At 54.3% G+C, this 23993-nt stretch carries 21 protein-coding genes and 2 pseudogenes; 9 read left to right on the top strand and 14 right to left on the bottom strand.

Going from position 1 to position 23993, the window contains the following annotated elements:
- Positions 1 to 12: 12 nt before the first annotated feature.
- The 4 genes from ACLRGG_RS18400 to ACLRGG_RS18385 form a co-directional block, all read right to left on the bottom strand.
- Positions 13 to 759: an amino acid ABC transporter ATP-binding protein gene (locus tag ACLRGG_RS18400; protein ID WP_067707373.1), complete on the bottom strand. Its 747-nt coding sequence runs from the start codon at positions 757 to 759 to the stop codon at positions 13 to 15.
- Positions 756 to 1481 carry an amino acid ABC transporter permease gene (locus tag ACLRGG_RS18395; RefSeq protein ID WP_416251120.1) on the bottom strand — a complete coding sequence of 242 codons (726 nt, stop codon included), beginning with the start codon at positions 1479 to 1481 and terminating at the stop codon, positions 756 to 758. The genes ACLRGG_RS18400 and ACLRGG_RS18395 overlap by 4 nt, the downstream gene beginning before the upstream one ends.
- 30 nt (positions 1482 to 1511) lie before the next feature.
- On the bottom strand, positions 1512 to 2312 hold the full coding sequence (locus tag ACLRGG_RS18390) for an ABC transporter substrate-binding protein (RefSeq protein ID WP_416251178.1): 801 nt from the start codon (positions 2310 to 2312) through the stop codon (positions 1512 to 1514).
- Positions 2313 to 2379: 67 nt separating this feature from the next.
- Positions 2380 to 2520, bottom strand: a complete 141-nt coding sequence (locus tag ACLRGG_RS18385) for a hypothetical protein (RefSeq protein WP_416251119.1) — start codon at positions 2518 to 2520, stop codon at positions 2380 to 2382.
- Here ACLRGG_RS18385 and ACLRGG_RS18380 point away from each other — a divergent pair.
- The 3 genes from ACLRGG_RS18380 (at position 2519) to ACLRGG_RS18370 (ending at position 5689) form a co-directional block, all read left to right on the top strand.
- Entirely contained in the window at positions 2519 to 3415 is an 897-nt protein-coding gene (locus ACLRGG_RS18380) for a GntR family transcriptional regulator (RefSeq protein ID WP_416251118.1), read from the top strand. The two genes, ACLRGG_RS18385 and ACLRGG_RS18380, sit on opposite strands and share 2 nt — an antisense overlap.
- A gap of 177 nt (positions 3416 to 3592) precedes the next feature.
- The gene (locus ACLRGG_RS18375; RefSeq protein ID WP_416251117.1) at positions 3593 to 4381 is read left to right on the top strand and encodes an SDR family oxidoreductase; all 789 of its coding nucleotides are present in this window, start codon (positions 3593 to 3595) and stop codon (positions 4379 to 4381) included.
- A gap of 99 nt (positions 4382 to 4480) precedes the next feature.
- Positions 4481 to 5689, top strand: coding sequence for an FAD-dependent oxidoreductase (locus ACLRGG_RS18370; protein WP_416251116.1), 1209 nt, complete (start codon positions 4481 to 4483; stop codon positions 5687 to 5689).
- On the opposite strand, the gene ACLRGG_RS18365 is transcribed toward ACLRGG_RS18370, so the two are convergent.
- The 6 genes from ACLRGG_RS18365 to ACLRGG_RS18340 form a co-directional block, all read right to left on the bottom strand.
- Complete coding sequence (locus ACLRGG_RS18365) at positions 5686 to 6327, bottom strand: DUF998 domain-containing protein (RefSeq protein WP_416251115.1); 642 nt, start codon at positions 6325 to 6327, stop codon at positions 5686 to 5688. The genes ACLRGG_RS18370 and ACLRGG_RS18365 overlap by 4 nt on opposite strands.
- 5 nt (positions 6328 to 6332) lie before the next feature.
- Positions 6333 to 7562, bottom strand: coding sequence for an MFS transporter (locus ACLRGG_RS18360; RefSeq protein ID WP_416251114.1), 1230 nt, complete (start codon positions 7560 to 7562; stop codon positions 6333 to 6335).
- Positions 7563 to 7619: 57 nt separating this feature from the next.
- Entirely contained in the window at positions 7620 to 9050 is a 1431-nt protein-coding gene (locus ACLRGG_RS18355) for an EmmdR/YeeO family multidrug/toxin efflux MATE transporter (protein WP_416251113.1), read from the bottom strand.
- Between the two features lie 718 nt (positions 9051 to 9768).
- On the bottom strand, positions 9769 to 10089 hold the full coding sequence (locus tag ACLRGG_RS18350) for a DUF496 family protein (protein WP_067708320.1): 321 nt from the start codon (positions 10087 to 10089) through the stop codon (positions 9769 to 9771).
- 160 nt (positions 10090 to 10249) lie between these two features.
- On the bottom strand, positions 10250 to 11308 hold the full coding sequence (locus tag ACLRGG_RS18345; protein ID WP_416251112.1) for an FUSC family protein: 1059 nt from the start codon (positions 11306 to 11308) through the stop codon (positions 10250 to 10252).
- 140 nt (positions 11309 to 11448) lie between these two features.
- Positions 11449 to 12315, bottom strand: coding sequence for a LysR family transcriptional regulator (locus ACLRGG_RS18340; RefSeq protein ID WP_416251111.1), 867 nt, complete (start codon positions 12313 to 12315; stop codon positions 11449 to 11451).
- 97 nt (positions 12316 to 12412) lie between these two features.
- Here ACLRGG_RS18340 and ACLRGG_RS18335 point away from each other — a divergent pair, with 97 nt between their 5' ends.
- Entirely contained in the window at positions 12413 to 12922 is a 510-nt protein-coding gene (locus tag ACLRGG_RS18335) for a phenolic acid decarboxylase (RefSeq protein WP_416251110.1), read from the top strand.
- 104 nt (positions 12923 to 13026) lie between these two features.
- Entirely contained in the window at positions 13027 to 13497 is a 471-nt protein-coding gene (locus ACLRGG_RS18330) for a DUF3237 domain-containing protein (protein ID WP_416251109.1), read from the top strand.
- Between the two features lie 153 nt (positions 13498 to 13650).
- On the opposite strand, the gene dacD is transcribed toward ACLRGG_RS18330, so the two are convergent.
- Positions 13651 to 14820, bottom strand: coding sequence for a serine-type D-Ala-D-Ala carboxypeptidase DacD (gene dacD, locus ACLRGG_RS18325; RefSeq protein WP_416251108.1), 1170 nt, complete (start codon positions 14818 to 14820; stop codon positions 13651 to 13653).
- A 269-nt stretch (positions 14821 to 15089) separates the two neighbouring features.
- On the opposite strand from dacD, the gene ACLRGG_RS18320 reads away from it, so the two are divergent.
- Positions 15090 to 16238 (top strand): acyltransferase family protein, encoded by a 1149-nt coding sequence (locus ACLRGG_RS18320; RefSeq protein ID WP_416251107.1) that lies wholly within the window; start codon positions 15090 to 15092, stop codon positions 16236 to 16238.
- A gap of 87 nt (positions 16239 to 16325) precedes the next feature.
- Here ACLRGG_RS18320 and ACLRGG_RS18315 read toward each other — a convergent pair whose 3' ends face one another.
- On the bottom strand, positions 16326 to 17351 hold the full coding sequence (locus ACLRGG_RS18315) for a glycosyltransferase domain-containing protein (protein ID WP_416251106.1): 1026 nt from the start codon (positions 17349 to 17351) through the stop codon (positions 16326 to 16328).
- Positions 17352 to 17660: 309 nt separating this feature from the next.
- Here ACLRGG_RS18315 and sbcB point away from each other — a divergent pair, with 309 nt between their 5' ends.
- Positions 17661 to 19088 (top strand): exodeoxyribonuclease I, encoded by a 1428-nt coding sequence (gene sbcB, locus ACLRGG_RS18310; protein WP_416251105.1) that lies wholly within the window; start codon positions 17661 to 17663, stop codon positions 19086 to 19088.
- Between the two features lie 106 nt (positions 19089 to 19194).
- On the opposite strand, the gene ACLRGG_RS18305 is transcribed toward sbcB, so the two are convergent.
- On the bottom strand, positions 19195 to 20562 hold the full coding sequence (locus tag ACLRGG_RS18305) for an APC family permease (RefSeq protein ID WP_416251104.1): 1368 nt from the start codon (positions 20560 to 20562) through the stop codon (positions 19195 to 19197).
- A 591-nt stretch (positions 20563 to 21153) separates the two neighbouring features.
- Between ACLRGG_RS18305 and ACLRGG_RS18300 the strand changes: the two are divergent.
- Together ACLRGG_RS18300 and ACLRGG_RS18295 are read left to right on the top strand one after the other, a co-directional pair.
- Positions 21154 to 22297 (top strand): annotated as a pseudogene (locus tag ACLRGG_RS18300) (IS3 family transposase).
- 30 nt (positions 22298 to 22327) lie between these two features.
- A pseudogene (locus tag ACLRGG_RS18295) lies at positions 22328 to 22435 on the top strand (IS630 family transposase); the annotation flags it as partial.
- Positions 22436 to 22527: 92 nt separating this feature from the next.
- On the opposite strand, the gene ACLRGG_RS18290 reads toward ACLRGG_RS18295, so the two are convergent.
- Positions 22528 to 23993, bottom strand: a 1466-nt coding sequence (locus ACLRGG_RS18290) for a DUF7657 domain-containing protein (protein WP_416251103.1), incomplete at its 5' end; no start/stop codon positions are given.

The following is a 23993-nucleotide window of genomic DNA, read 5'->3' as shown; positions in this document are numbered from 1 at the left end:
GCAACTCCGTGATTAATGTAAAATTTGATCGAGAAAACGGCGCGCACGCTCGCTGACCTGGCCGGAGAAGAAATCGCTGGCGCTGGCGTTCTCCAGTATCTCCCCCTCCTCCATAAACAGGATCTGATTGGCGGCCCGGCGGGCAAAGCCCATCTCATGGGTCACCACCATGCTGGTCATCCCCTCTGCGCTCAGCTCGGCCATCACGTCCAGCACTTCGCGGATCATCTCCGGGTCCAGCGCCGAGGTCGGCTCGTCGTACAGCATCAGCTCCGGCTTCATCGCCAGCGCCCGGGCTATTGCCACGCGCTGCTGCTGACCGCCCGACAGCTCATCCGGGAAGTGATCGCCCCGATCGTTAAGCCGCACCTTTGCCAGCAGGTTTTCCGCCTGTTTTCTTGCTTCCGTACGGTTAAGCCCCAGCACGGTCATTGGAGCGAGCATGATGTTCTCGGCCGCCGTCAGGTGGGAAAACAACTCGTAGTTCTGAAACACCATGCCAATACGCTGGCGCAGCTGATGCGGCGGCACCTCGCCCCGGCTGATATTCTGGCGGCCAAAGAACACATCGCCGCTGTCGGCAGGCGAGAGCAGGTTTACGCAGCGCAGCAGCGTGGATTTGCCGGATCCGGATGGCCCGATCAGTACCAGGGTTTCACCGCGCCGGAGGGTCAGCGAACAGTTCTTAAGCACCGGCTGACGCCCAAAGGCTTTATCAATACCGATCACTTCCAGCAGCGGTTTTTGACTGTGGCTCATGATATCTCCCGTTGTGATCCTGACTGTGTAACCCCGGCGGAGGCGGTACGCTGCCACCGACGGCGGCGCTGTTTAGGATCCAGCGATCGCTCCAGCCAGGCCTGAAAAAGCATAAATATCGAGGTCAGCAGCAGGTAGTAGATCCCCGCCGCACACAGGGCTTCGAAGTAGCGGAAGCTGGCGCTGGCGGTCTGATTAGCGATCAGCAGCAGCTCCTGTACCGCAATCACCGACACCAGCGCGCTTGATTTCAGCATGCTGATCATCTGGTTGCCCATTGGCGGCAGAACGATGCGCGCCGCCTGCGGCAGCACAATCTTGCGCATGATCTGTACAGGGGTCATGCCCAGCGCCATTCCGGCGGTGCGCTGCCCGCTTTTTACCGCCTGAAGCCCGGAACGGAGGATTTCCGCCATATAGGCCCCTTCATTCAACGACAGAGCCAGCACCGCACAGGTAAAGGCCGGCAGGCTGATGCCAAAGCCAGGCAGCACGTTGTAGACGAAGATGATCTGGAACAGCACCGGGGTGCCACGGAACAGCCACAGGTAGATAAAGGCCACTATCCGTCCTGCGCGGAAGGGCGCCTCCTGTAGCAGCGCGAGGATTAACCCCATCACCACGCCGCAGAGCAGCGCGCTGACGGTGATTAACAGCGTCATCCAGGCTCCCTGCAGGAACGCGGGTGAGATGACGTACTGCCACATTAATGCTAACGACATAATAATCTCCGGGTCACGGCTAAAGGCGGATTAGAAAATGGCGACTGAGTCCGGGAAATGCCATTTTTCAATCAGCTGGCGGTAGGTGCCATCCTTCACCAGCGCCTGTAGCCCCTTTTCCAGCTGCGCGCGGGTTTCTTCATCGCCCTTTCGCACGGCAAAGGCAATATGGGTATCCGCCTCAAACTCAGGGCCAACCGCCTCAAACAGATCGGGCTTCTCGTTCATCAACGCGACGGTGCCAGGGGTAGAGAGGAACTCCGCGTCTGCACGCCCCTGCGCCACCGCCACGGCGGAATCCGTCGCAGTTGGGAAGGTCAGGACGTTAATCGCCGGCTTTTTAGCGTCGACGCACTTTTTACTGTCCTCGCGGGCCTGACTCTCTTCGATGCCCCCGAGCGTGACGACAATATTTTTTCCACAGAGCGACAAATCTCGCCCGGTTATCCGGGCCGGATCCCCCTTGCGCACGATGACCCGGCTACCGATCTTCATATAGGGCACAAAGTCGACCTGACTGGCACGTGCCGCATTGACGTACATCGCCGAGTTAATGATGTCGAGACGTTTGCCCTGTAGCGCGGGGATCAGCCCCTTAAACTCCATCTGCATGGGTGCCGCCGTCAGATTGAGGCGCTGGCTGAGGGCAGTGATAAGATCGATATCAAAGCCGCTGAGCTTCCCGTCTCTGACGAATTCGAAAGGCATAAAGGTCGCCGCCGTGCCGTAGGTGAGCTTGCCCGGCGTAACGGCAGGCGTGGCAGCGTGCCCGGTTAAGGGGATCGCAGTGCTGAAGGTCAGCATCAGGCCGCACAGGCGGCGGAACATCATTTTATTTCTGGTCATTGTGCTCTCCTGGTGAAGGCTTGCATTGGCTTTTATGAGTCAATAAATACAATCACTGACGCAGCGGGCCTGCGCGGTTAAGGTGCATTTTCGCACCCTTATGGTGCGGTTCTGGCTTTACTTCATTGTCGGGCGTGGCCTGTGTTATTGTCTCTTTTGACCACAATAATGCATTCAGGAACGCTACCATCATGCAGCCCGCTTCTTCTGCAAGCAGTCGCCGGATAGCCCGGCAAATACTCGACCTGATATATGAAGCAAGATTCGATCCAGGTCATCATTTACGTGAACAGCATTTGGCTGATGCGCTCGGCGTATCGCGTACGCCAGTGCGGTCCGCACTGAAGGCGCTCACCCTGCTGGGCGCGGTTGAAGCGCGGCCGAATCAGGGTTTCTTCTTAATCAAAAACGTCGATGAGCTGCTGCAGCTGGCCATTGAGCAGCCGAAAACCAGCGATCAGGCTCTCTATGAAAAGCTGGTGCACGATCGCCTCGCCGACGCGCTGCCCGTCTCCTTTACCCAGACGGAAATTGCGCAGCGTTACGATGTTGACCGGGGCGTGCTCTCCCGTACGCTGCTGAAGCTGGCGGAGGACGGGCTTATCGCCCGTAATACCGGGCACGGCTGGCGTTTTCTTCAGACGCTGGACTCGGAGGTCGCACGTCAGAACGGCTACGGCTTTCGCCTGATGATTGAGCCTGCGGCGCTGCGATCGCCACTGTTCCGTCCCGATCGCCACGCGATAAAACGCATGCGCGCACGGCATCTGTGGCTGATTACCCACCCGGATATCACCCAGGTTCCGGCAAGAGAGATTTTTGAAACCGATGCCGACTTTCACGAAATGCTGGCCGAGGCCAGCGGCAACCTCTATGTTCTGCAGGCTGTTCAGCAGCAGAACCGCCTGCGCCGCCTGCTGGAGTTCGGCAGCTACCACAATAAACGTCGTGTCCGGGAATGGTGCGAAGAGCATGTCGCCATTCTTGATGCGGTGCGCGATAACCTCCCTGAAAAAGCCGCGGTGCTGATGCAGCAGCATCTGCAATCGGCGCACGATCTGCTCGCAAAAAAGGCGACGACGTCTTAACTGGCACAGGGTTGAGTGGCAAACCCGGCAGCAAAGTGTTAAGCGGCGCACAATTGAGTGGCAAAACTGGCTGCGAAACCTTCAGCGGCACAGGTTGAGTGGCAAAAACGGCAGCGAAATCTTAATCGGCATCTTTTTTGCATTATCTGCTCCTGAAAATACAACCAGGAGAAAATAATGGATTTGCAAATTGATCACCGCGTGGCGCTCGTTTGTGGAGCAGGCAGCGGTTTAGGGCGGGCGATTGCGCTATCGCTGGCGCAGGAAGGGGTACGCGTCGCCGTCACCGGGCGAAACCGCGAAAAGCTGGCTGAAACTCTGGCGCTGATCCAGCAGCAGGGGGGAACGGCGCAGGCCTGGACACTGGATCTGGCCGCCCCTGAGCGCTTAACAGAGACACTGAACGCCATCCGCCAGCACTGGGGAGACGTGGATATTCTGGTAAATAATTCCGGCGGTCCGCCGCCAGCCCGCGCCCAGGGCGTGGCGGCAGAGGTCTGGCAGCAGCAGTTTAGCCTGATGGTCGGGGCGCTTATCCAGCTTACCGACCTCGTACTGCCCGCCATGCGCGCGCGCGGCTGGGGTCGCATCATTACCACCACCTCATCGGGCGTTATCGCCCCGCTGGCAAACCTGGCGCTGTCCAACGCGCTGCGCATGAGCCTGCTGGGCTGGTCGAAAACGCTGGCGGGCGAGGTTGCCGCCGACGGCGTGACGGTAAACGTGATGGTGCCCGGACGCATCGCCACCGATCGGGTTGCCCAGCTGGATGCCATTAAAGCCGGACGGGAGAACAGCACGCCCGAGGCCATCGCGGAGAAAAGTCGCCAGAGCATTCCCGCGGGCCGCTACGGCAGACCGGAAGAGTACGGGGCCGCAGCCGCGTTTCTGGCCAGCCAGCAGGCGGCCTATATTACCGGCAGCGTGCTGCGCGTAGACGGCGGACTCATCCCCTCGGTGCTATAGCGTTGCTTTATCCGCGGCACGGCAGCACAATCTGACACTGGTACGCGTTAATGATAACTATTATCATGCTTTACGATAATATTATCCCGGAGTGTACCTATGCAGGCAGAGCTACCCGAATCAATCACCACTGACTGCTGCATCGTCGGCGGCGGCCCGGCGGGCCTGATGCTCGGCTATCTGCTGGCCCTGGCGGGCGTTCAGGTCGTGGTGATTGAAAAGCACGCTGATTTCCTTCGGGACTTTCGCGGCGATACCATTCACCCCTCTACCCTGCAAATTATGCACCATCTGGGGCTGCTGGATGAGCTGCTCACGCTGCCTCACCAGCAGGCGCCTAAGCTCCAGGCCGAGATGAACGGTCGCGAAGTGACAATGGCTGACTTCTCACGGCTGCCGGTAAAGTGTCGCTTTATCGCCTTTATGCCGCAGTGGGATTTTCTGAATTTCCTGGCGGCTAAGGCCGCCGCGCTGCCGACCTTTACGCTCTACCGCTCGACGCGCCTCGACGAACTGATCCGTGAACAGGAGCGCGTCTGCGGGATCCGCGCGTCATCGGGTACGGCCACCACGGAAATCCGTGCGCAGCTGGTGGTGGGAGCGGATGGTCGCCACTCACGCGTCAGGGAAAAAGCCGGACTGACCGGCCGTGAATTTGGCGCCCCGCGCGACGTGCTGTGGTTTTCACTGCCAAAACACCCCGAGGATCCGGCTGTGAGCATGGGGCACAGAGGGCCAAAGCAGAATATTATCATTATTGACCGGGGTGACTACTGGCAGTGCGGCTACGCTATCGCCAAAGGTCATTATGAGCAGATGGAAAAGCGCGGTTTATCTGGCTTTAAACAGGAAGTTGCGCCCTTTATTCCCTTCCCGCCCGGGAGGCTGGATGCGCTGACGGCGTGGGATCAGCTCAGGCTGCTTGTCATCCGCATTGATCGCCTTGATGAGTGGGCAAAGCCCGGCGTACTTTGCATCGGTGATGCGGCCCATGCAATGTCGCCAATTGGCGGCGTGGGGGTGAATCTGGCGATTCAGGATGCGGTTGCCAGCGCTAATCTGCTGGTTCCCCACCTGCGAAAAGGTCGCCTCAGCCTGAAAAACCTGCAAAAGGTGCAAAAGCGGCGGCAGTTTCCCACCTGTGCCACCCAGTTTATCCAGATAAAGATGAGCGGCAAAAAACGCAAAAAAACCAACAGCACAGGCAGCCCAATCCCCAAACTGGTCAGTCGTCTGCGGTTTTTACCCCATGTGTTTGGCTGGGTAATCGGGCTGGGATTTCGTCCCGAGCGGCCCCGACGCTTTTAAGCTTTCGCTCTCAACAGCCACAGGCCGGTGAGGATCTGCCAGCAGGTGATGGGATAGACCGAGGCGCGCTCAATTAACCCCGTCGGCAGCAGATTAAGGGGGATAATCAGCATACTGAGCAGGCCAACCGTGCCCAGCAGCAGGCTGATGCCTCCCCACTGCCGATCGCGCCGTCGGCTGTGGCCACGCAGTAGCACACCCGCCGTCAGCAGGCACAGATTCCCCCCCGCAATCGCCAGTACCGCACCGGCCTGATGCAGGGTTATGCCGCCGTTCCCGCCTCCACTATGAAAAAGCGCAATCATCACGCCGCCGATGCCGTGCAGCAGGCCGGTCAGCAGGAATAGCCATCTGCCTCGCGGACGGCATCCGCTGCCGATCAGAAAGCAGGCAAGGAAAAACAGGATACCCTCGGCGGCAAAGCCCATATTCATCACCACATGACGCGGCGAGCAGATCGCCCGCCCGTCTGCCAGCACGCCGCAGACGGGAATGCCAAGGTCGCTAATGTAGTTCTGCATGTAGCGGTAAGCAGGAACATGCCAGGCCAGCGCGCTGATTTTTTCGGCGAGCAGATAGACCGCCCCGCCGAGAATAAAGCAGCCTGCACCGATTTTCCGTCTGATTGAGTCGTTCATCCGCGCTATCCGTTATGCAGCCGCTGTCGCGAACGCAGCGTGGGAAACCAGGCCATCCACAGTCCGACTACCAGCAGCGTGCCGACGCCGCCAACCGCCACCGCGGGAGCCGCCCCGAGCCAGGCCGCCAGCATGCCCGACTCAAATTCGCCGAGCTGGTTGGAGGTATTAATAAAGATCGAATTCACCGCGCTGACCCGCCCGCGCATGTCGTCCGGCGTATCAAGCTGCACCAGCGCCCCGCGGATCACCATGCTGACCATATCGAAGCCGCCCAGCGCAAACAGCGCCAGCAGCGAGAGCCACAGCTGGGTGGAAAAGGCAAACAGCAGCGTCGCGACGCCGAACCCGGCCACCGAGGCGAACATAATTTTGCCGACGTTGCGCTCAAGACTGCGACGGCTGAGCCAGAAACCCACCAGCAGACCGCCTACCGCCGGTGCGCCGCGCAGCAGCCCCAGGCCCCATGGCCCGGTATGCAGGATATCCTTCGCAAAAATCGGCAACAGCGCGGTCGCGCCGCCAAGTAGCACCGCGAACAGATCGAGCGAGATAACGCCCAGCACGTCGGGCCGACGGCGAATAAAGTGGATGCCGGCAAAGACGCTGGCGAAGGTCGCGGGCGTACGCGGCGGCGGCGCATGATCGTAGCGCAGGCGGCTGACCATCAGAATGGAGATCAGATAGAGCGCGGCGGTGGTGGCATAGACCACTCCCGGCCCGGCGACATAAATCAGCCCGCCCAGCGCTGGCCCCATCATTGATGCGGTCTGCATTGAGGCCGCATTGGCCGCCGTTGCGCGGGCCAGTATCGCCGGTGGCACCAGCGCCGGAAGCATCGACTGCAGCGAGGGCGCCTCCAGGGTACGGGCGACGGAGATAATAAAGATCAGGCTGAGCAGAAGGATTTCGTCGGTACGGTGCGCCAGCGTCAGGCCCGCCAGCACGGCGATGGCAATCCACTCGGTGGCCTGTCCGAGCAGCACCACACGACGGCGATCGAACTGGTCAGCAATATGCCCGGCCGGTAGCGCCAGCAGCACGGCGGGAAGAAACTGCACCAGGCCAATCAGCCCGAGGTCGAATGCGCTGCCGGTCAGCGAATAAATCTGCCAGCCCACCGCGATAGAAAGCATCTGAAAGCCGAAGCTTGAGGCGGTGCGGGCCAGCCAGAATGCGGTAAAGGATCGGTAGTGAAAAAGTGAGTCGGTGGCGTCAGAATAGGGTGTGGGCATAGCGATTCCTGGTGAAAGTAATAGCAGGTGTTATTTTTATTGTGTGGTCAGCGGGCATCAGGGCGAGCTGGCCGGTTTGGCATATTTCCATAGCCAGCGTCCCGAGTGCATCCGTCGGTAGAAAAACCAGCCGCGCACGATCCAGTCCAGGAACATCCCCATCCAGATCCCCACCACGCCAAAGCCCAGCAGCACGCCCAGGGTGTAGCCCGCGACGATGCGGCATCCCCACATGCCCAGCAGCGATATCCACATGGTGTAACGCGCATCACGCGCCCCTTTCAGTCCGGCAGGCAGCACCCAGGACGCGGCCCAGAACGGCATAAAGGCGGCATTCAGCCATACCAGCACTTTGACCACGTGAATAACGTCATCTTCCCGCGTATAAAACGAGGCCAGGATACCCGCGAAGGGTACCGTAAGCGCCGCCAGCGCACAAAGGCCGAGAGTGGAGAGCCAGAAGATGTGGCGCAGCTGCCGTTCGGGCTGGAGCAGCTGTCCCTTGCCGAGGCGGGTTCCCACAATAATGGTTGAGGCCGATCCGAGGGAGTTGCCGGGCAGGTTAATCAGGGAGACGATCGAGAAAGCAATGAAGTTACCCGCAATGACGTTAGTCCCCATTCCGGCGACGAAGACCTGGGTCAGCAGCTTTCCGCCGTTGAACAGGACCGATTCGATGCTGGCCGGAACGCCAATACCCAGCACCTCCATCAGTATGCTGGTGTTGAGCTTGCTGAAATAGCTTCCCAGGGTAATTTTCAGTCGGGGATTAAAGCCGATCATTAATACATAGATTACCGCTGCCGCACCGATGTAGCGGGAGAGGGTCAGCCCCAGTCCGGCCCCGGCAAATCCCATGCCCTTCCAGGAGAAGCAGCCGTAGATCAGGACGGTGCTGATAATAATATTGAGTATATTCATCCCGCCGTTGATCAGCATCGGGATTTTGGTGTTCCCTGCCCCGCGCAGCGCGCCGCAGCCGATCAGGGCAATCGCCGCCGCCGGATAGCTCCATGCGGTGATTTTAAGGTAGGTGAGCGCCAGCGCTTTAACCTGCGGCTCTGCCGCTCCGGCAATCAGGTTGATGATGGCCCCGCCAAAGAATTCGATCAGCATCGCCAGCAGTATGGCGAAGAGGGTCATCAGCACCAGCGACTGGCGGGCAGCGGCCTGCGCCCGCTCGCGGTTGAGTTTGCCGAGGCTGAAGGCCACCACGACCGTGGTCCCCAGGTCAATGGCGGCAAAGAAGGCGATAACCACCATATTGAAGCTGTCGGCCAGCCCTACCCCAGCCATCGCCTCTTTACCCAGCCAGCTGACCAGGAAAGTGCTGAGTACTCCCATCAGCAGGACGCAGAGGTTTTCAAAGAATATCGGTACGGCCAGCGGCGATATTTCCCGCCAGAAGAGAACACGGTACGACTGTCTTTTGGGATACCACGCCGAGTGCTTGATCGCCTGCAGCAGAGTCACTCTGAAGTTTTGCAAGTTTGTTCCAGCCGGAAAGAGAAGAGTAGGCCTGATTGATGATGGTAAAAGCCTGACAATTATGCAAAGTCTTTTTGTGAGACTGTTGCGAAAATTTTACTGGGAAGGGGATTTTTTGTGACTGTTTGGATGTGACGGGCTGTGGTATCTGCTGTGGCGGTGGATAATCCCCGCGGGTGCTGGGCTGCAATATCTGCTGTCGCGGTGGGTAATCCCTGCGGGTGCTGGGCGTCCTCACGCCACGCTTCGCGTGGTGCCTTTGGCTCCGAATCCGGGCCGGACGGCCCGGTCGCGAGCGGGCATCCCTGCCCGCCGCTCCCTGAGGGCAGCATCCCTGCTGCCCTCGCCTGGCCCTCCGTCTGCGCCGCAGCGCTGCGGATTGCCCTTAACCCGCAGGGATTATCCACCTCTCAGGCTTTGGAGTTGCTTTAAGTGTGTTAGCTAAGCCTTGATCTGACACACTTTGTAGGTTGAAAATTATCAAATCTGACGGTCTGGTTTGAGCGAGCAGCGGTTGTTTTCAACGCATCTTCCATGACGAATGACGATACTGTGGACTGTCTCCAGAACCCCTGGAACCGCTCTTACCCACAGCCAGCACACTGCAAAGGGAGCCGCCTGTGGGCGCCCCTCACTAAAGAATCAAAAAGGGGAAGGGCAAACGGACAAAGGGCGATCGGCGACCGCCCTGATGTGACATTAGCAGCTGGCTGAAAAGTTACTGCGCCTTAGGTTCACCTGCGGCCTTAAGCCTTTTCGACAGGTCACGGCGCTCCTTCGACAAATCGGCATTTTTGATGATGTAATCATCAACGCGATCTTCATAGTCGCTGCGCATGCTGCTAATAATCTCCTGAATAGCCTCAATGCTCATGCCCGGTTTGATATATTCGCTCAGGTTGTCGAGCAGCAGGACACGCTTCTGATTATCACGAATTTTCTTTTCGTTGTCGTGTATCTCGCGCTGCAGTTTATTCTTGCGACGGAACATCCGTACAAACTCCAGCACGTCCTGAAATGATTGCTTTGCATTTTCCATGAAGACACCTTTCATTTAGGCCTGTTCGCACAGGCGTCATTATCGTAGCCCTCAGCTTAACGGCTCACCGCCGCCGAAGGCAATTTTTAAACTGTAGAGTAAGACTGGCGCTTATCTTACCGCGAAGCGCTAATTCCCGCAGTAAGTTGTTGCATATCGCTTATTTACGCAGCGCCAGGCGTAGCAGATCCGACAGCCTTTCCAGCTGCCCGGCCAGCTCAAGACTCAGCCAGACGTAACCGTGGATCGGCGTTTCTACTCCCTCACTGCTGTTAGATGCCTTGATCAGCTGACGCAGCTCGCGGCCAATCTCCGCCAGTTCGGCATTGTTGGCGGCAATTTTTTCCGTGCTGCCCGCAACAATCGCCGTCGAGAGTGCGCGCAGCGTATTTTCAGTCATCTGCTGGGTGCGACGCAGCGTCGGCGCATTGAGCATGATCAAGTGACTCTCGCGTGACGCCCACCATGCGTTCAGCTGCAGCTCCAGGGTGCAGACCATATTGCGATTCAGCGTTTGAATGCCTTCGAAAACCGAGCGCGGCGTACGGGTTTCCTTACTGGCTGGCTCGATCAGCGCACGCATTTTTACCACGCCGGTCAGTAGCCGCTGCAGAGGACGCGTCAGCCGCGGCTTCTCTACCAGATTAGGGGAGACACCGGCATGGTATATTTTCGCCGTTTCAAGCCAGACGTCCGACATCCTGATGCGCCAGTGAGTGTAAGCCTTTTGCGGACAGATGCTGGTGAACAGCAGCGCAAGGATCGACCCCAGAATCACATCGCCGCCCCGCCACAGGGCGGTGGTCATATCGCCAGGCGGCGCACCGCAGATCACCGCCAGGGTAATGCCAATCAGCAGCGCCATGTAAGGGTGTTTCCCCAGGGTGAGAAAGCCGCACAGAAACATCACCACCGTACACCAGCCCAGCATGACCGGCAGCGAGATAAGCTCCAGCTTGAGCGCTATCAGCCCGGACACCGAGCCAAAAATCGTCCCGCCTATGCGCTGCACCGCGCGGGGAAACACATTCCCCCAAGAGGAGATCGGCCCCATCACCACCACCAGGGTGATCAGCGGCCAGCTCCCCTCGGGAATATGCGTCAGGCGCACTAACAGAAATGTCAGCACAAAGGCCAGCGCCACGCGGATGCCGTGAACGGTTCGATAGTTGCGGTAAAGGGTGAATTCAAAGGCCGATAGCGGCTTGTCGGGACGCACTCTGTTCTCCTGGTGGCAGGTCATCGACGGGGATGATACCCGATTGAAAACTCTACGCACCAGACTCCCGTCTTATTTTCTTTCGCAACCGGCTGGCGACATCGGCAGAGAAGCGTACTCGATCCCGCTCTGACGCGGTTTCAGGCACTCTTCCTCAGCAGCTCAAGCAGGGTCTGCATCTGGGGATCCAGTTTGATAATGTCCTTTTTTACGATCAGATGAAGTGGCGTCGCTCTGCGAATACCGCTCTGCAACGGCAAAATTTTCATCGTACCCGCATTCAGATACTGCATGATGCGCTCCTCCGGTAGCCAGCCATAGCCAACCTGATGCATAACGGCCTCAATGGCGGCCTCAATGGTGGAAAAGGTCCAGGATTCGCTGCTGCTGCTTTCATCCTGCACCGGCAGGTGCTCTCTTTCCGCAATACGTATCAGAGGATATTGCCCCAGCGTCTCTTCAGTAAGCATCTCCGCCTGATGATGCAGCGGGTGGTCGCGATGCGCCACGGCAACGAAATCAATGTTCATCAGCCATTCACCGCGCCCGGTCATATCCTGGCGGCGCGTCATGACCATCACATCCGCTTCGGCACCGCTGCCGGTCCAGGTTTCCAGTACTTCCGTGAGGTTGATCTGCGTATGCGGATGCAGGTGCTGGAACTGCCGCAGCGCGGAAAACAGCCTGCCGCGCGGGAAAATACTGTCCACCACCAGCTCCAGTCGGGTGCGGATGCCCTTACGCAATGAGGCGGCGTGGGATTCTACGTAATCAAAGGCTTTAAGTAGCGGCCGCACCAGGGCCAGCAACAGCCCGCCGGCAGGCGTCAGTACCGTTCTGCGCCCCTGGGGCTCCAGTAGCGTCACCCCTAATCGTTCCTGTAGCAACGCCAGGTTGTAGCTAACGGAAGACTGACTTCTGTTGGTCACCTCGGCAGCCCGGGCAAAACTACCCTGTTTCACCACTTCGTTGAGCAGGCTCCACTGTTCGAGCGTCGTCTTATGCATTATTCATCTAAATTATGAATGGGTTTTATCCAAAATTAGCATTATTCATTAATAAAATGAAGGGATAGACTGATTTACGCCAACAGGAGGAGTCGTAATGAGCACATTTAATAAGCATAATCTTGACGGTATTGTCGGTAAACACCTGGTCTATACCTACGATAACGGCTGGAACTACGAGCTGTACGTTAAAAATAAAGAGACTATCGATTACCGCATTCACAGCGGCCTGGTGGGAAATCGCTGGGTGAAAGACCAGCATGTGTATGTGGTGCGCGTCGGAATGCAGATCTACAAAATTTCCTGGACCGAACCTACCGGTACTGACGTCAGCCTGATCATCAATCTGAGCGATAAGCTGTTCCACGGCACCATCTTTTTCCCACGCTGGGTCATGAATAATCCTGAAAAAACCGTCTGTTTCCAGAATGAGCATCTGGCAGAGATGCAGCGTTATCGTGATGCCGGCCCGGCCTATCCTGCCGAGGTGATTGACGAGTTTGCCACCATTACCTTTGTTCGCGACTGCGGCGTGAATAACGACAGCGTGATTGCCTGTGCGGCGAGCGAACTACCCGCTAATTTCCCTGAGAACCTGGAAAACTAACGGGCATCAAAAGTGAATAACTGACGGGATCACTGAGGCGTCGCCCCTGTATTCCGCGGTTAACTTTCGGACTGAGCCAAACACTGCATCCACCGGGAGTCATCATGCATCCGTCCCTTGAGTTATTTATTACGCTGACTATCCGCGTGGATCGCCCCATCGTTATTTATAACGATCCGGGTAAGGTAAAAAGGCAGCTTATTCCCATATCAGGCGGTGAGATGGCGGGAAGGCTGAGGGGGAGGATCCTGCCCGGCGGCATGGACAGCCAGATTATTGACCATGAAGGGGTTTGCCGCCTCTCTGCCCGCTATGGTGTGGAAACGGAGGATGGCAAACGCTTTTTCATCGAAAACAACGGTATACGCCGGGTGCCTGCCAGGTATCTGCCGCAGCTGTTTGCTGATGATATGGCTTTTTTCGCCACTATCCCGCCGGATGAGATCTATTTTTTCACCACCCCGACCTTTGAGGTCGCTGATGACGCGCTCTCATTTTTGCAGAAAGAGATTTTCATTGGCCAGGGGACGCGTGGTAACGACGGGCTGGTAATAGCTTTTTATCAGCTTCGCTAAGCCAGCCGGCTAACGACTGCCCCGTCAGCTACGCTAACGATGCTGTTAATAGTCGCAGCCCTGTCAGCTCCACTACAACTACGTAGCTAACAACAGCCCGTTCAGCTGCGCTCATCTGCAAAGCTGACGGGCCATGCTGGACCGATGCTGAGGTTACAGCTTCTGCTTAAAGTAGTCTTCAATACGCGTCAGCACGCCCGCTTCATTTACCGCCTGCAGGGTAACCAGCGGATAAGAGGCCAGCTGCTTGTCGCCGTCCACCAGCTGAATGGTGCCGACCTGTTCGTTAAGCTTCAGCGGCGCTTTAAGGTCCTTGCGCTCAATCACATACTTCGCCTTAATCTTTTTCACTTCGTCCCGTGGTAGCGCCAGATAGACGTCTTTATCGCTGCCGACGCTGACCTGGTGAGGATTGCCATACCAGACGTTTTCATGGCCAATTTCTTTACCCGCATGGAACAGCTGGACGGTATCGAAATTGTTCTGACCCCAGACCAGCAGCTTGCGCGCCTGCTCTTCCCTGCCCTTCGAACTTTTCCCGCCCATAATAACCGCAATCAGGCGGCGCTGGCCGTCCACGCTGGAGGCGATAATATTGAAGCCTGCGCTCTCCGTATGACCGGTTTTAAGGCCGTCCACGTGCAGGGTTTTATCCCATAATAAACCGTTACGATTTTGCTGAGTAATGCCGTTCCAGCTGAGGGATTTTTCACCGTACATCTGATAAAAATCGGGCTCACCGTAGATGATGGCGCGCGAAAGCTTCGCCAGATCGCCCGCCGTCGTGTACTGACCGGGCGCATCAAGTCCGTGCACGGTTTCAAAATGGGTGTTGGTCAGCCCCAGCTTCTGAACGTACTGGTTCATCTGCGCCACAAACGCCGCCTGACTGCCCGCGACGTAATCCGCCAGCGCCACGCAGGCATCGTTGCCGGAGTCAATGATTACGCCCCGACTCAGGTCGCGTACGGACACTTTTTCCCCCGGCTTAAGAAACATCAGCGATGATCCTTTAAACACCGGATTCCCCGCCGCCCAGGCGTCATTGCCGACGGTAACCATGTCGTCACGAGTAATTCGCTTGCTGTCGATGGCGCGATCGACCACATAGCCGGTCATCAGTTTTGTCAGGCTGGCGGGGTTGCGGCGCTCATCGGCGTTACCTGCGGTCAGCACCTGACCGGTGGTCGCATCCATCAGAACCCACGAGGCGGCATCAATTGCCGGAGCCGTCATTGGAAAGGCTAACGGATTTTCATCGGCCTGCGCCAGGGAGGCAAAAGCCAGGACCATACTTAAACTTGCAAGCTGACGCTTCTTCACCGGTAAACCCTCAATAATATGCTGTAGAAAAAAAACAGCCCGTTGTACGGGATCCGGCGCGCCAGTGTGTTAATAAATTGCAAGAAAATATTAATTTTCAGCCGATTAGCCTGCCCTGGCCGTTGGGGCGTTTTTCAGTCTTCAGGACCAGAGGAAAAATCAGTACCAGGGGTAATCTGATAAGTTTCACTTTAGGAACAGTTGACCTTGTTTCTCCGTGTCGCTCCTTTACCGTTCACTGACGAAAAACTTACAATTGAGGGATAGGTATGTCTGCAACACGGGGTTGGTCTACGGAACTGGAGGGGCTGCGTGGCATTGCCTCACTCTGGGTACTGGTGGGACATATCAGCCTGCTGATTCACTGTCATATTACGCTGATATCATCGCCCGGCATTGGCGTCGATCTCTTTATCCTGCTTTCCGGTTACCTGATGGCGAAAAACTACGTCGAGCGTCAGCAAAAAGAACCCTGGCAAAGCGCCACGACCATTAAGAAATTCTGGATCCGCCGCTTCTTCCGCATCGCGCCGCTTTACTATTTACTGCTGATCGTGGCGCTAATATATGGCCCGTGGTTTGGCGAAATGCGCGATACCATCGCCCAGTTTTATTCCGCTACCGCCACCGAATCCTCCCGATATTCTGACCAGTCACTGGCCAATATTCTGACGCATTTCAGCTTTCTGTTTGGTCTGCTACCTGCTTATGGCTTTAATACGGTGCTGCCGGACTGGAGCATCGGGCTTGAGATGCAGTTCTACGCGCTTTTCCCGTTTATTATGCTGGTGGTGCTGCGTTTCGGCTATGCCGTCTCGCTGACAGGCATTATGGTGCTGTGCTGCGTGGGCCGCTATCTGCTGGCCGACTATTATGAAGCCTTCGTGATGCCGTCAATGATTCTGATTAAGCTCAATATGTTCCTGTCCGGGATGCTGCTGGCTGAAGCGGTACGCCGTAAGGCCCTGCTCTATGTGGCTTTTGCCCTGCTGGGGCCGGTTGCCAGCGTGGTGATTGGTCTGCAGGCCATTAAGCTACAGATAATAATGGAAGTGCTGATGATCGTGGGCATGGCCGCGATTCTGTGGCAGTACGCCCCTGACGGCCTGATGGCCCGTCTTATCGCCCTGCCCCGCAGATTGCTGAATAACCGCCTGAGTACCTGGCTGGGGGATGTTTCATTTTCGGTTTATCTGCTGCATCTGCTGATTGTCATTCCTGCTATCGCTCTGATGCTGTCCCATACCAGCCTGGGTGATAAAAGTGACATCATCCGCTTCGCAACCCTCTGCGCGATATGCATTCCCATTACCTACGCGCTGGCCTCGCTGCTCTATAAGTGTGTCGAGAAGCCAGGCATTCTGCTGGGTAAGAAGGTGCTGGCACCGCGTCCGGTTGAACAGGATATAGTGAATTAATCTGCCCAGTGTCACCCAGCCCATTTGTGAGAGGGCTGGGGTTTTATGTTTATCTGCTACAGAATTACGCTGCCAGACACCCTATTTTTACTTCCATTTCCGCCCTTCCACCCAGCCAAAATTTAAATAATGTTGTACACTTTCCATTCCTGCGTTCCTGACATCTTCATTGAGTACAAGATACATTTCAGGATCGAATCCCTCTGGTGGTGATACAGGTTGATACTTTTCTTTCATCTCATCAAAGAGTTTCACCAAATTTTCCTTTTTTGTCTCAAGTTCAGATTCATATCCCTTAAGAGCCTCCATTTTTTCAAAAACCGCCAAAGCACCGGATAAGGTTGGGCTACGTAATCTTTTGGCATGCTTTCTGTTACTTGCAATTGGCCATATATGAAAGTCAGAGTTGTAATTATTAATTTTTATCTTGTTGATTGTTACTCCACTGACTAACTCGGCATAGTTTAGAGATAACTGGTCACGCCTGCTATATCTGAGTATATTACGATACCACTCCTCCATCAATTTCATTACAGCAGGATCCATATGGTCCCTGATGATTATTGCCCCCCAATAGGGACGACACTGTAATGCCTCAGGGTGTAGTATTTGGTAATGATTTAGTTGCTCGAAAATGCGCGAGGGGTCATCAAGCCCCGTTTTTGCCACTTCCAGGAATTCCTCAAGAACCGTATCACGATATGAGTGAATGGGCAGTGAAATAGATGAATTGCTATTAAAATCTTCAAAAACAGCCTGAGGATCCCGAATAAGCTTAACTGAGTTATCGATGTATATTGAACCCTTAAAATCAGATAGGTAATGGTGAGGAAGAACCTTTACATGCCGTTGACTTCTTACTGAATCCATCGGAAAAACAGGTTCAACGTACCTGACTTCCCAGTTATCACTTTTCAAATCTTTGTTGTCCGTAAAAAAAATCTTGCGAACATCAACATTAATCACAGCTTCATCTAGTTCATTTAAAGTTTCATAATCACCAAATACTGCCGTATATAAACATATTTCATCTTTATTGAATTTCATTATGTCCCCGATATTTTCGATATCTAAATATGCATTATAGCCGATAGTATCAAAACAAGAAGACAATGGTAAGCAACTATATGAATCAATTCTTCAATCAAAACCAGGTAAATCAACTCACTACACTTATCGCCACCTGGCTCACAGCTTTCAATGCACGCGGGCGGCATCAGGCAGTAAATGACGGTTTTATGCTGCACCTGGAGGAAAAGTCATAAACGACGTCCCAATTAGCGTCAGCAGAGCCACTTCAAGCTAAATTGGCTTACATTTAAGCAGTTCTTTTGAAGCAGTGATTTCAGAACTAGCTTAAGATCGTTTACCCTGTGAGTATGAATAAACAGATTTACATTTTTAAACGGGCGACTCTACACAGTGAAAGACAAACCAGTACAGCCAACATTCCTGTTTCACGACTATGAAACCTTCGGCAAAAGCCCGTCGCTGGACCGCCCAGCGCAGTTTGCCGGCATCCGTACCGATATGGACTTCAACATTATTGGTGAACCGGAAGTGTTCTACTGTCAGCCGGCGGATGATTACCTGCCACAGCCGGAGGCGGTAATGATCACCGGTATTACCCCGCAGCTGGCACAGGCAAAAGGCATCAGCGAGGCGGCGTTTACCCGGCGCATCCACGCGCTATTCAGCGAGCCGGGCACCTGCGTGGTGGGCTACAACAACGTACGCTTTGATGATGAAGTTACCCGCAATCTGCTGTATCGCAACTTTTATGATCCCTATGGCTGGAGCTGGCAGAACGGTAACAGCCGCTGGGACCTGCTGGACGTGATGCGCGCCTGCTACGCCTTACGGCCTGAAGGCATTGTCTGGCCAGAGAATGAAGACGGCTTTCCCAGCTTCCGACTGGAGCATCTGACCAAAGCCAACGGCGTGGCTCATGAGAACGCTCACGACGCGATGTCGGACGTGTACGCCACCATCGCGATGGCTAAGCGGGTAAAAGAGGCACAGCCGCGTCTTTATGACTTCCTGTTCAGCCACCGCAATAAGCAAAAAATCATGACGCTGATTGATATTCCACAGATGAAGCCGCTGGTGCATATCTCGGGAATGTTTGGCGCGTTTCGCGGCAATACCAGCTGGATAGCCCCGCTTGCCTGGCATCCGGTGAATAAGAACGCGCTGATCGCCTGCGATCTGGCTGGCGATATCAGCCCTCTGCTGGAGCTGGATGCCGATGCGCTGCGCGAGCGGCTTTACACCCGCCGCGATGAGCTGGGAGAGGCCTCTCCGGTACCGGTTAAGCTGGTGCATATCAACAAGTGTCCGGTGGTGGCCCCCGCCAGTACGCTGCGCCCAGAAGATGCAGAGCGTCTGGGCGTCGACCGCCAGCGCTGCCTGGATAATCTGGCCCTGCTGCGTCAGCATCCGGAGATCCGTGAAAAGGTGGTGGCGCTGTTTGCCGAGGCCGAGCCGTTTAAACCTTCTGATAACGTCGATGCCCAGCTCTATGACAGCTTTTTCAGCGATGCCGACCGCTCTGCAATGAATATTATCCGCGATACGGCACCTGAAAATCTCCCGGCACTGGACCTGACCTTTAACGATGCCCGCATCGATAAACTGCTGTTCCGCTACCGCGCACGCAACTTCCCCGGCACGCTGGATGAGGCCGAGCAGAAGCGCTGGCTGGAGCATCGCCGTAGCGCGCTGGATCCTGAGCGGGTGCAGAGCTTCGTGCAGGAGCTTGAGATGCTCTATAACCAGTACGAGGGGGATAAAGTGAAGATGGATCAGCTTAAGGCGCTGTTTGACTATGCGCGCGAGCTGGTCTCCTGAGACCAGGTGCCCGCCGCCGGGCTAGAACTCCGGTGATGTTAGCGACAGGTGAATGCAGAATACAAAAAGGGCGCCGGAGCGCCCTTTAGTCGTTAGCCGGAACGGCTTACATCGGTTCTTCGGTCCACTGCGGCACCGGGTTACGGAAGCGACGGGTCACAAAGGCCAGATAAATCAGGCCTATGGTGCCCCAAATCAGCCCCAGCACCATCGAACTCTCCTCCAGGTTAATCCACAGCGCGCCCACCGTCAGCGCGCCGCACAGCGGCAGCAGCAGAAAGTTAATATTGTCTTTCAGCGTCTTGTTACGCCCTTCACGGATCCAGAACTGGGAAATGACCGACAGGTTAACGAAGGAAAAGGCCACCAGCGCACCAAAGTTGATCAGCGCCGTAGCGGTCACTAAATCAAAGGTGATGGCTGAAAGCGCAATGACGCCCACCAGCAGCACGTTCAGCGCAGGCGTCCGCCATTTCGGATGAACGTAACCAAAGAAACTCTTCGGGAAAACGCCATCGCGGCCCATCACATACATCAGACGGGATACGCCCGCATGCGCCGCCATACCCGACGCCAGTACGGTGATGCACGAGAAGATCAGAATGCCAAACTGGAAGGCTTTGCCCGCCACGTAGAGCATGATTTCCGGCTGCGAGGCATCAGGATCTTTAAAGCGTGAGATATCCGGGAAGTAGAGCTGCAGGAAATAGGAGACCACAATAAAGATCACCCCACCAATCAGCGCCGTCAGGAAGATCGCCTTAGGGATAACCCGTTCCGCATCCTTCGTCTCCTCAGAGAGTGAGCTGATGCCGTCGAAGCCAAGGAACGAGAAACAGAGGATCGTCGCACCGGTGATCATCGGCACCACATGCGCATTCTCCGTCCAGAACGGTCGGCTGCTGACCAGCGTACCGCTGCCTTCGCCGTGCGCCACGCCGTAGATCACCATCGCCATAATGACCGCCATTACCGCCACCTGGAGCACCACGATCACGCTGTTAAAGTTGGCCACGGTCTTAATGCCTTTCAGGTTAGAAAGGGTCATAAAGCCGACCAGCATCACCACGAATATCCACGACGGAATACCCGGCACCAGCGCTTCAAAATAGATTTTCGCCAGCAGGATATTGATCATCGGCATAAACAGGTAGTCCAGCAGCGATGACCAGCCGACCATAAAGCCGACGTGCGGGCTGATGGCTTTCTGCGCATAGGTATAAGCGGAGCCCGCAGAGGGGAAGCGGCGTACCAGCTTACCATAGCTCAGCGCAGTAAAGAGGATCGCCACCAGCGCAAAGGCATACGCCGTTGCAACATGGCCGTCGGTCAGACCGGAGACAATGCCAAAGGTATCAAACAGGGTCATCGGCTGCATATAGGCAAGGCCCATCATGACGACCGGTAACAGAGTAAGAGTTTTTTTCAGGCCAGGGCGCGACGGGGTCGCACGATTTTGGGTATCAGGCGACATGATTCAGCCTCCCCATAGCATCAACCTGTCTGGGTTGAACCACGGGGAAACTTCGCGTTGTGCGAGCGTACTTATCAAGAGGGGTAACGGTGTGGCAGGCGGGGGTGGAGAGATAACCTGCAGCGGCGCCGTAGTCATCACGCAGGCGATAGCCGGCGCGGATCGGAGTAATAAAGTGTTGCCCCATCTTTTAATTCCTCAACATGACACGTTTTTGCGTGTACCAGACTGTATCTATCCGGTTCTGGACCGGCCTCTTAAATGCGATTAGGTTTACCTGCAAACTGACCGACGTGAGCGCTGCCGTGAGTAAATGTCAATTTCCAGGGCGCGTATTCTGCCCTGGTCACAGGGTATAAGACAAGCGGTTAAGGCGTGGGGGCGAAATTTCCTTGCTGGGGGAAGAAGATAACGGCGAAACAAATGCAATCCTGCATACTTCGTCAACGTTACATAACATGCAACCTAACTTCTTTGGTGATAAGCCTAAAATGGTCTAAATAGCTGTGCGGAATAGTAGATCATTTTATGATTTACTCAGCAATAGTGAAAACGCGATTAAGTGAGTAAACTCTTAACCAGAGGTGACTCATGACAAAACCAACATCAACCAGCAAGAAGCCCCGTAAACAACACACGCCTGAATTCCGCGATAAAGCCCTGAGACTGGCTGAGCGAATCGGCGTCGCTGCCGCTGCCCGCCAGCTCAGTCTTTATGAATCGCAGCTCTATACTTGGCGCAGTAAGCAACAGCAACAAATGACCTCTTCAGAACGTGAAAGTGAACTGGCCGCATAAAATGCCCGGTTAAAGCGACAGCTGGCAGAACGGGATGAAGATCTGGCCATTCTCCAAAAGGCCGCGACATACTTCGCGAAGCACCTGAAATGAAGTAATGTCTTTATTGAAAAATATCAGGCTGAGTTCAGCATCAAAGCCATGTGTCATGTTCTGCGGGTCGCCCGCAGCGGCTGGTATGCCTGACGTCTGCGCCGTTATTAGGTCAGCCCGCGTCAGCGGTTCCGCCTTAACTGCGATGATGCTGTTGGCAAGGCATTCAGTGCGGCAAAACAACGGTATGGCGCGCGGCGTCTTACAGCCGAACTGCCGGTATACAACGTGAAAACCATCGCCTCCAGCCTGCGTCGTCAGGGGCTGAGAGCAAAAGCCAGCCGGAAGTTCAGTCCGGTCAGCTACCGTGCGCACGGTCTGCCAGTATCGGAAAACCTGCTGCAGCAGGACTTTATTGCCAGCGGCCCGAACCAGAAGTGTACGGGTGACATTACGTACTTACGAACAGATGAAGGCTGGCTTTACCTTGCGGTCGTCATCGACCCGGTCAGTTATAAGCTGGTCGATGTCGTCGCGGATGACGGCACAGCTGGCCTGCAATGCGTTACAAATGGCGCTGTGGCGTCGGAAGCGGCCGGAACAGGTTATTGTTCATACAGACAAAGACTGTCAGTACTGTTCAACGGTTTACCAGACTTTACTGGAACGCTATAATCAGCGTGGCAGCATGAGTGCAAAAGGCTGCTGTTATGATAATGCCTGTGCGGAAAGCTTTTTGCACTCACTGAAGGTGGAATGCATCCATGGTGAACACTTGGCCAGCCGTGAAATAATGCGATGCACAGTGTTTAATTATATAAAGTGTGATTACAATCGCTGGCGCCGTCACAGTGCCTGCGGCGGTCTCAGCCCGGAACAGTTTGAAAACCCGAACCTTGCTTAGGGCGGTGTCCACATTACGTGGGTAGGAGCACGCAACCACCAGTGCCGTTCAATTTGGCAATTGCTGCGAAAAGTTTATCTTTTTATGGAAACCGTCAGCCCATTTCCCGGAGGAAAACATGGACTGGCAAAAGTGTAGCGATATTAGGCGCAGCTATTTAGAACTCGGCGCTGGCCTGGAGGGAATTTCACCCTCCTTTTTAATATATAATATAGAATTATTTATTTTACTTAGCTGGCCTCATATTTCAACTTTATTCTGGGGGTCAGCCCTGAAATAACAGAGTTATAATGGCCTGTAAAAACATTAATATTATCTTTGTCTTTATATAACCATATTGCTGTAGGGTATGTGGCATCACCGCTGATTTTCAAAGTATAATAAGTAAGTTCAGATGAATTTATCACCAAAGGCGTATTAAAAACCAGAGGTAAGTAGCTATTATCAGCTGCATTTTGCAAAGTAGTGCTAGCATTTTCACAAACACCACCATTACATAGTGTCAGCATGATATTACCAGTTGACAAGCCTGAGTAGGTACCAATCATTATTGAAAGAGTTTTTAATTTCCCACCATGAACAGATTTAAAAAAACCAGTAAGAGCTTCATTTTTATTGATCGAAAATGGAATATGGCTACTTTCGTCAATAGTCACAGGAAAATACAACTCATTGGAGAATATATTTACAGGGACCTCTATAGCATCCGCCCATACTAATTTAGGCTCCGCAACATCTGCAAGTCGGATATGCGAGTAACGATTAAATACACTATTAAATTTATTTTCATCAAGCTCAGGAAAATATTTCCTCCAAACATCCATAGCTGGGACTGCCGTAACGTGTGTAACAGATTTATATCCCAATCCATTAAGAGTTGCACCAAAATAACCTTTTACAGCAAGCGTACCATTTTTAGTATTTACTAGAGGATCCAGATTAGCTTTGATATTAGTATGATTGGAGAAGATTGTCTCAGATGACTGAACAGGATTAAACTGACACATTACTATTGCTAACAAAAAAGTTGATGTAACCATAACTGCTTCTAACGCATCACATTTTAAATAATTTACAGCTAGCGTCGTACAAAACATCGCAATAATAAATATTAAATCTAAATAATTATTTCTAAATCCAACATCAACGGAACTAATAGACGAGTTGAACCAATTAGTATATAGCCCTTTTGTTAGCCACCACCCTACAAGAATTAGCACGGAGTAAAGAATAAATCTTCTCCAGCTCACTACCAGTGGAATTTCCCTCACAGCCAGAAGAAAGGTTATTGAGAGTAGGAACCCTTCTGCATATTTCATGCGGCTAGGCTGAACGTTATCCCAAAGAAAAATTTTTCCACTCCAAGCGGGTAGAGGGACCAACATCCAAACGTTCATTAAAATCAAGCCTGATATAAGAACAACACCTTTTTTATTCATCACAAAGTTGAGATGTTTAACATTTAATTTTTTATAGTCAATCATGAACAGTAGCATCAGTATAAAGGGTAAACCAACTGCACCTATCTCACAAATATTACTGGCTGTAAAAACATCGAAATTATTATTAAAAGTTGAAAAGGGGAGAAACTGAGACAGCCATTCATAAACACTAACGGATCCTCCACCTGCAGCTCGATGTCCGGGATAAAGAGTATCCATTGTTTTCAATAAGTGGTAATCCCCCCGAAAAACCG

The organism is Erwinia sp. PPS120 (assembly GCF_047918655.1).
Lineage (GTDB): Bacteria > Pseudomonadota > Gammaproteobacteria > Enterobacterales > Enterobacteriaceae > Erwinia > Erwinia tasmaniensis_A.
This window is presented reverse-complemented; position numbering and strand designations above follow the sequence as displayed.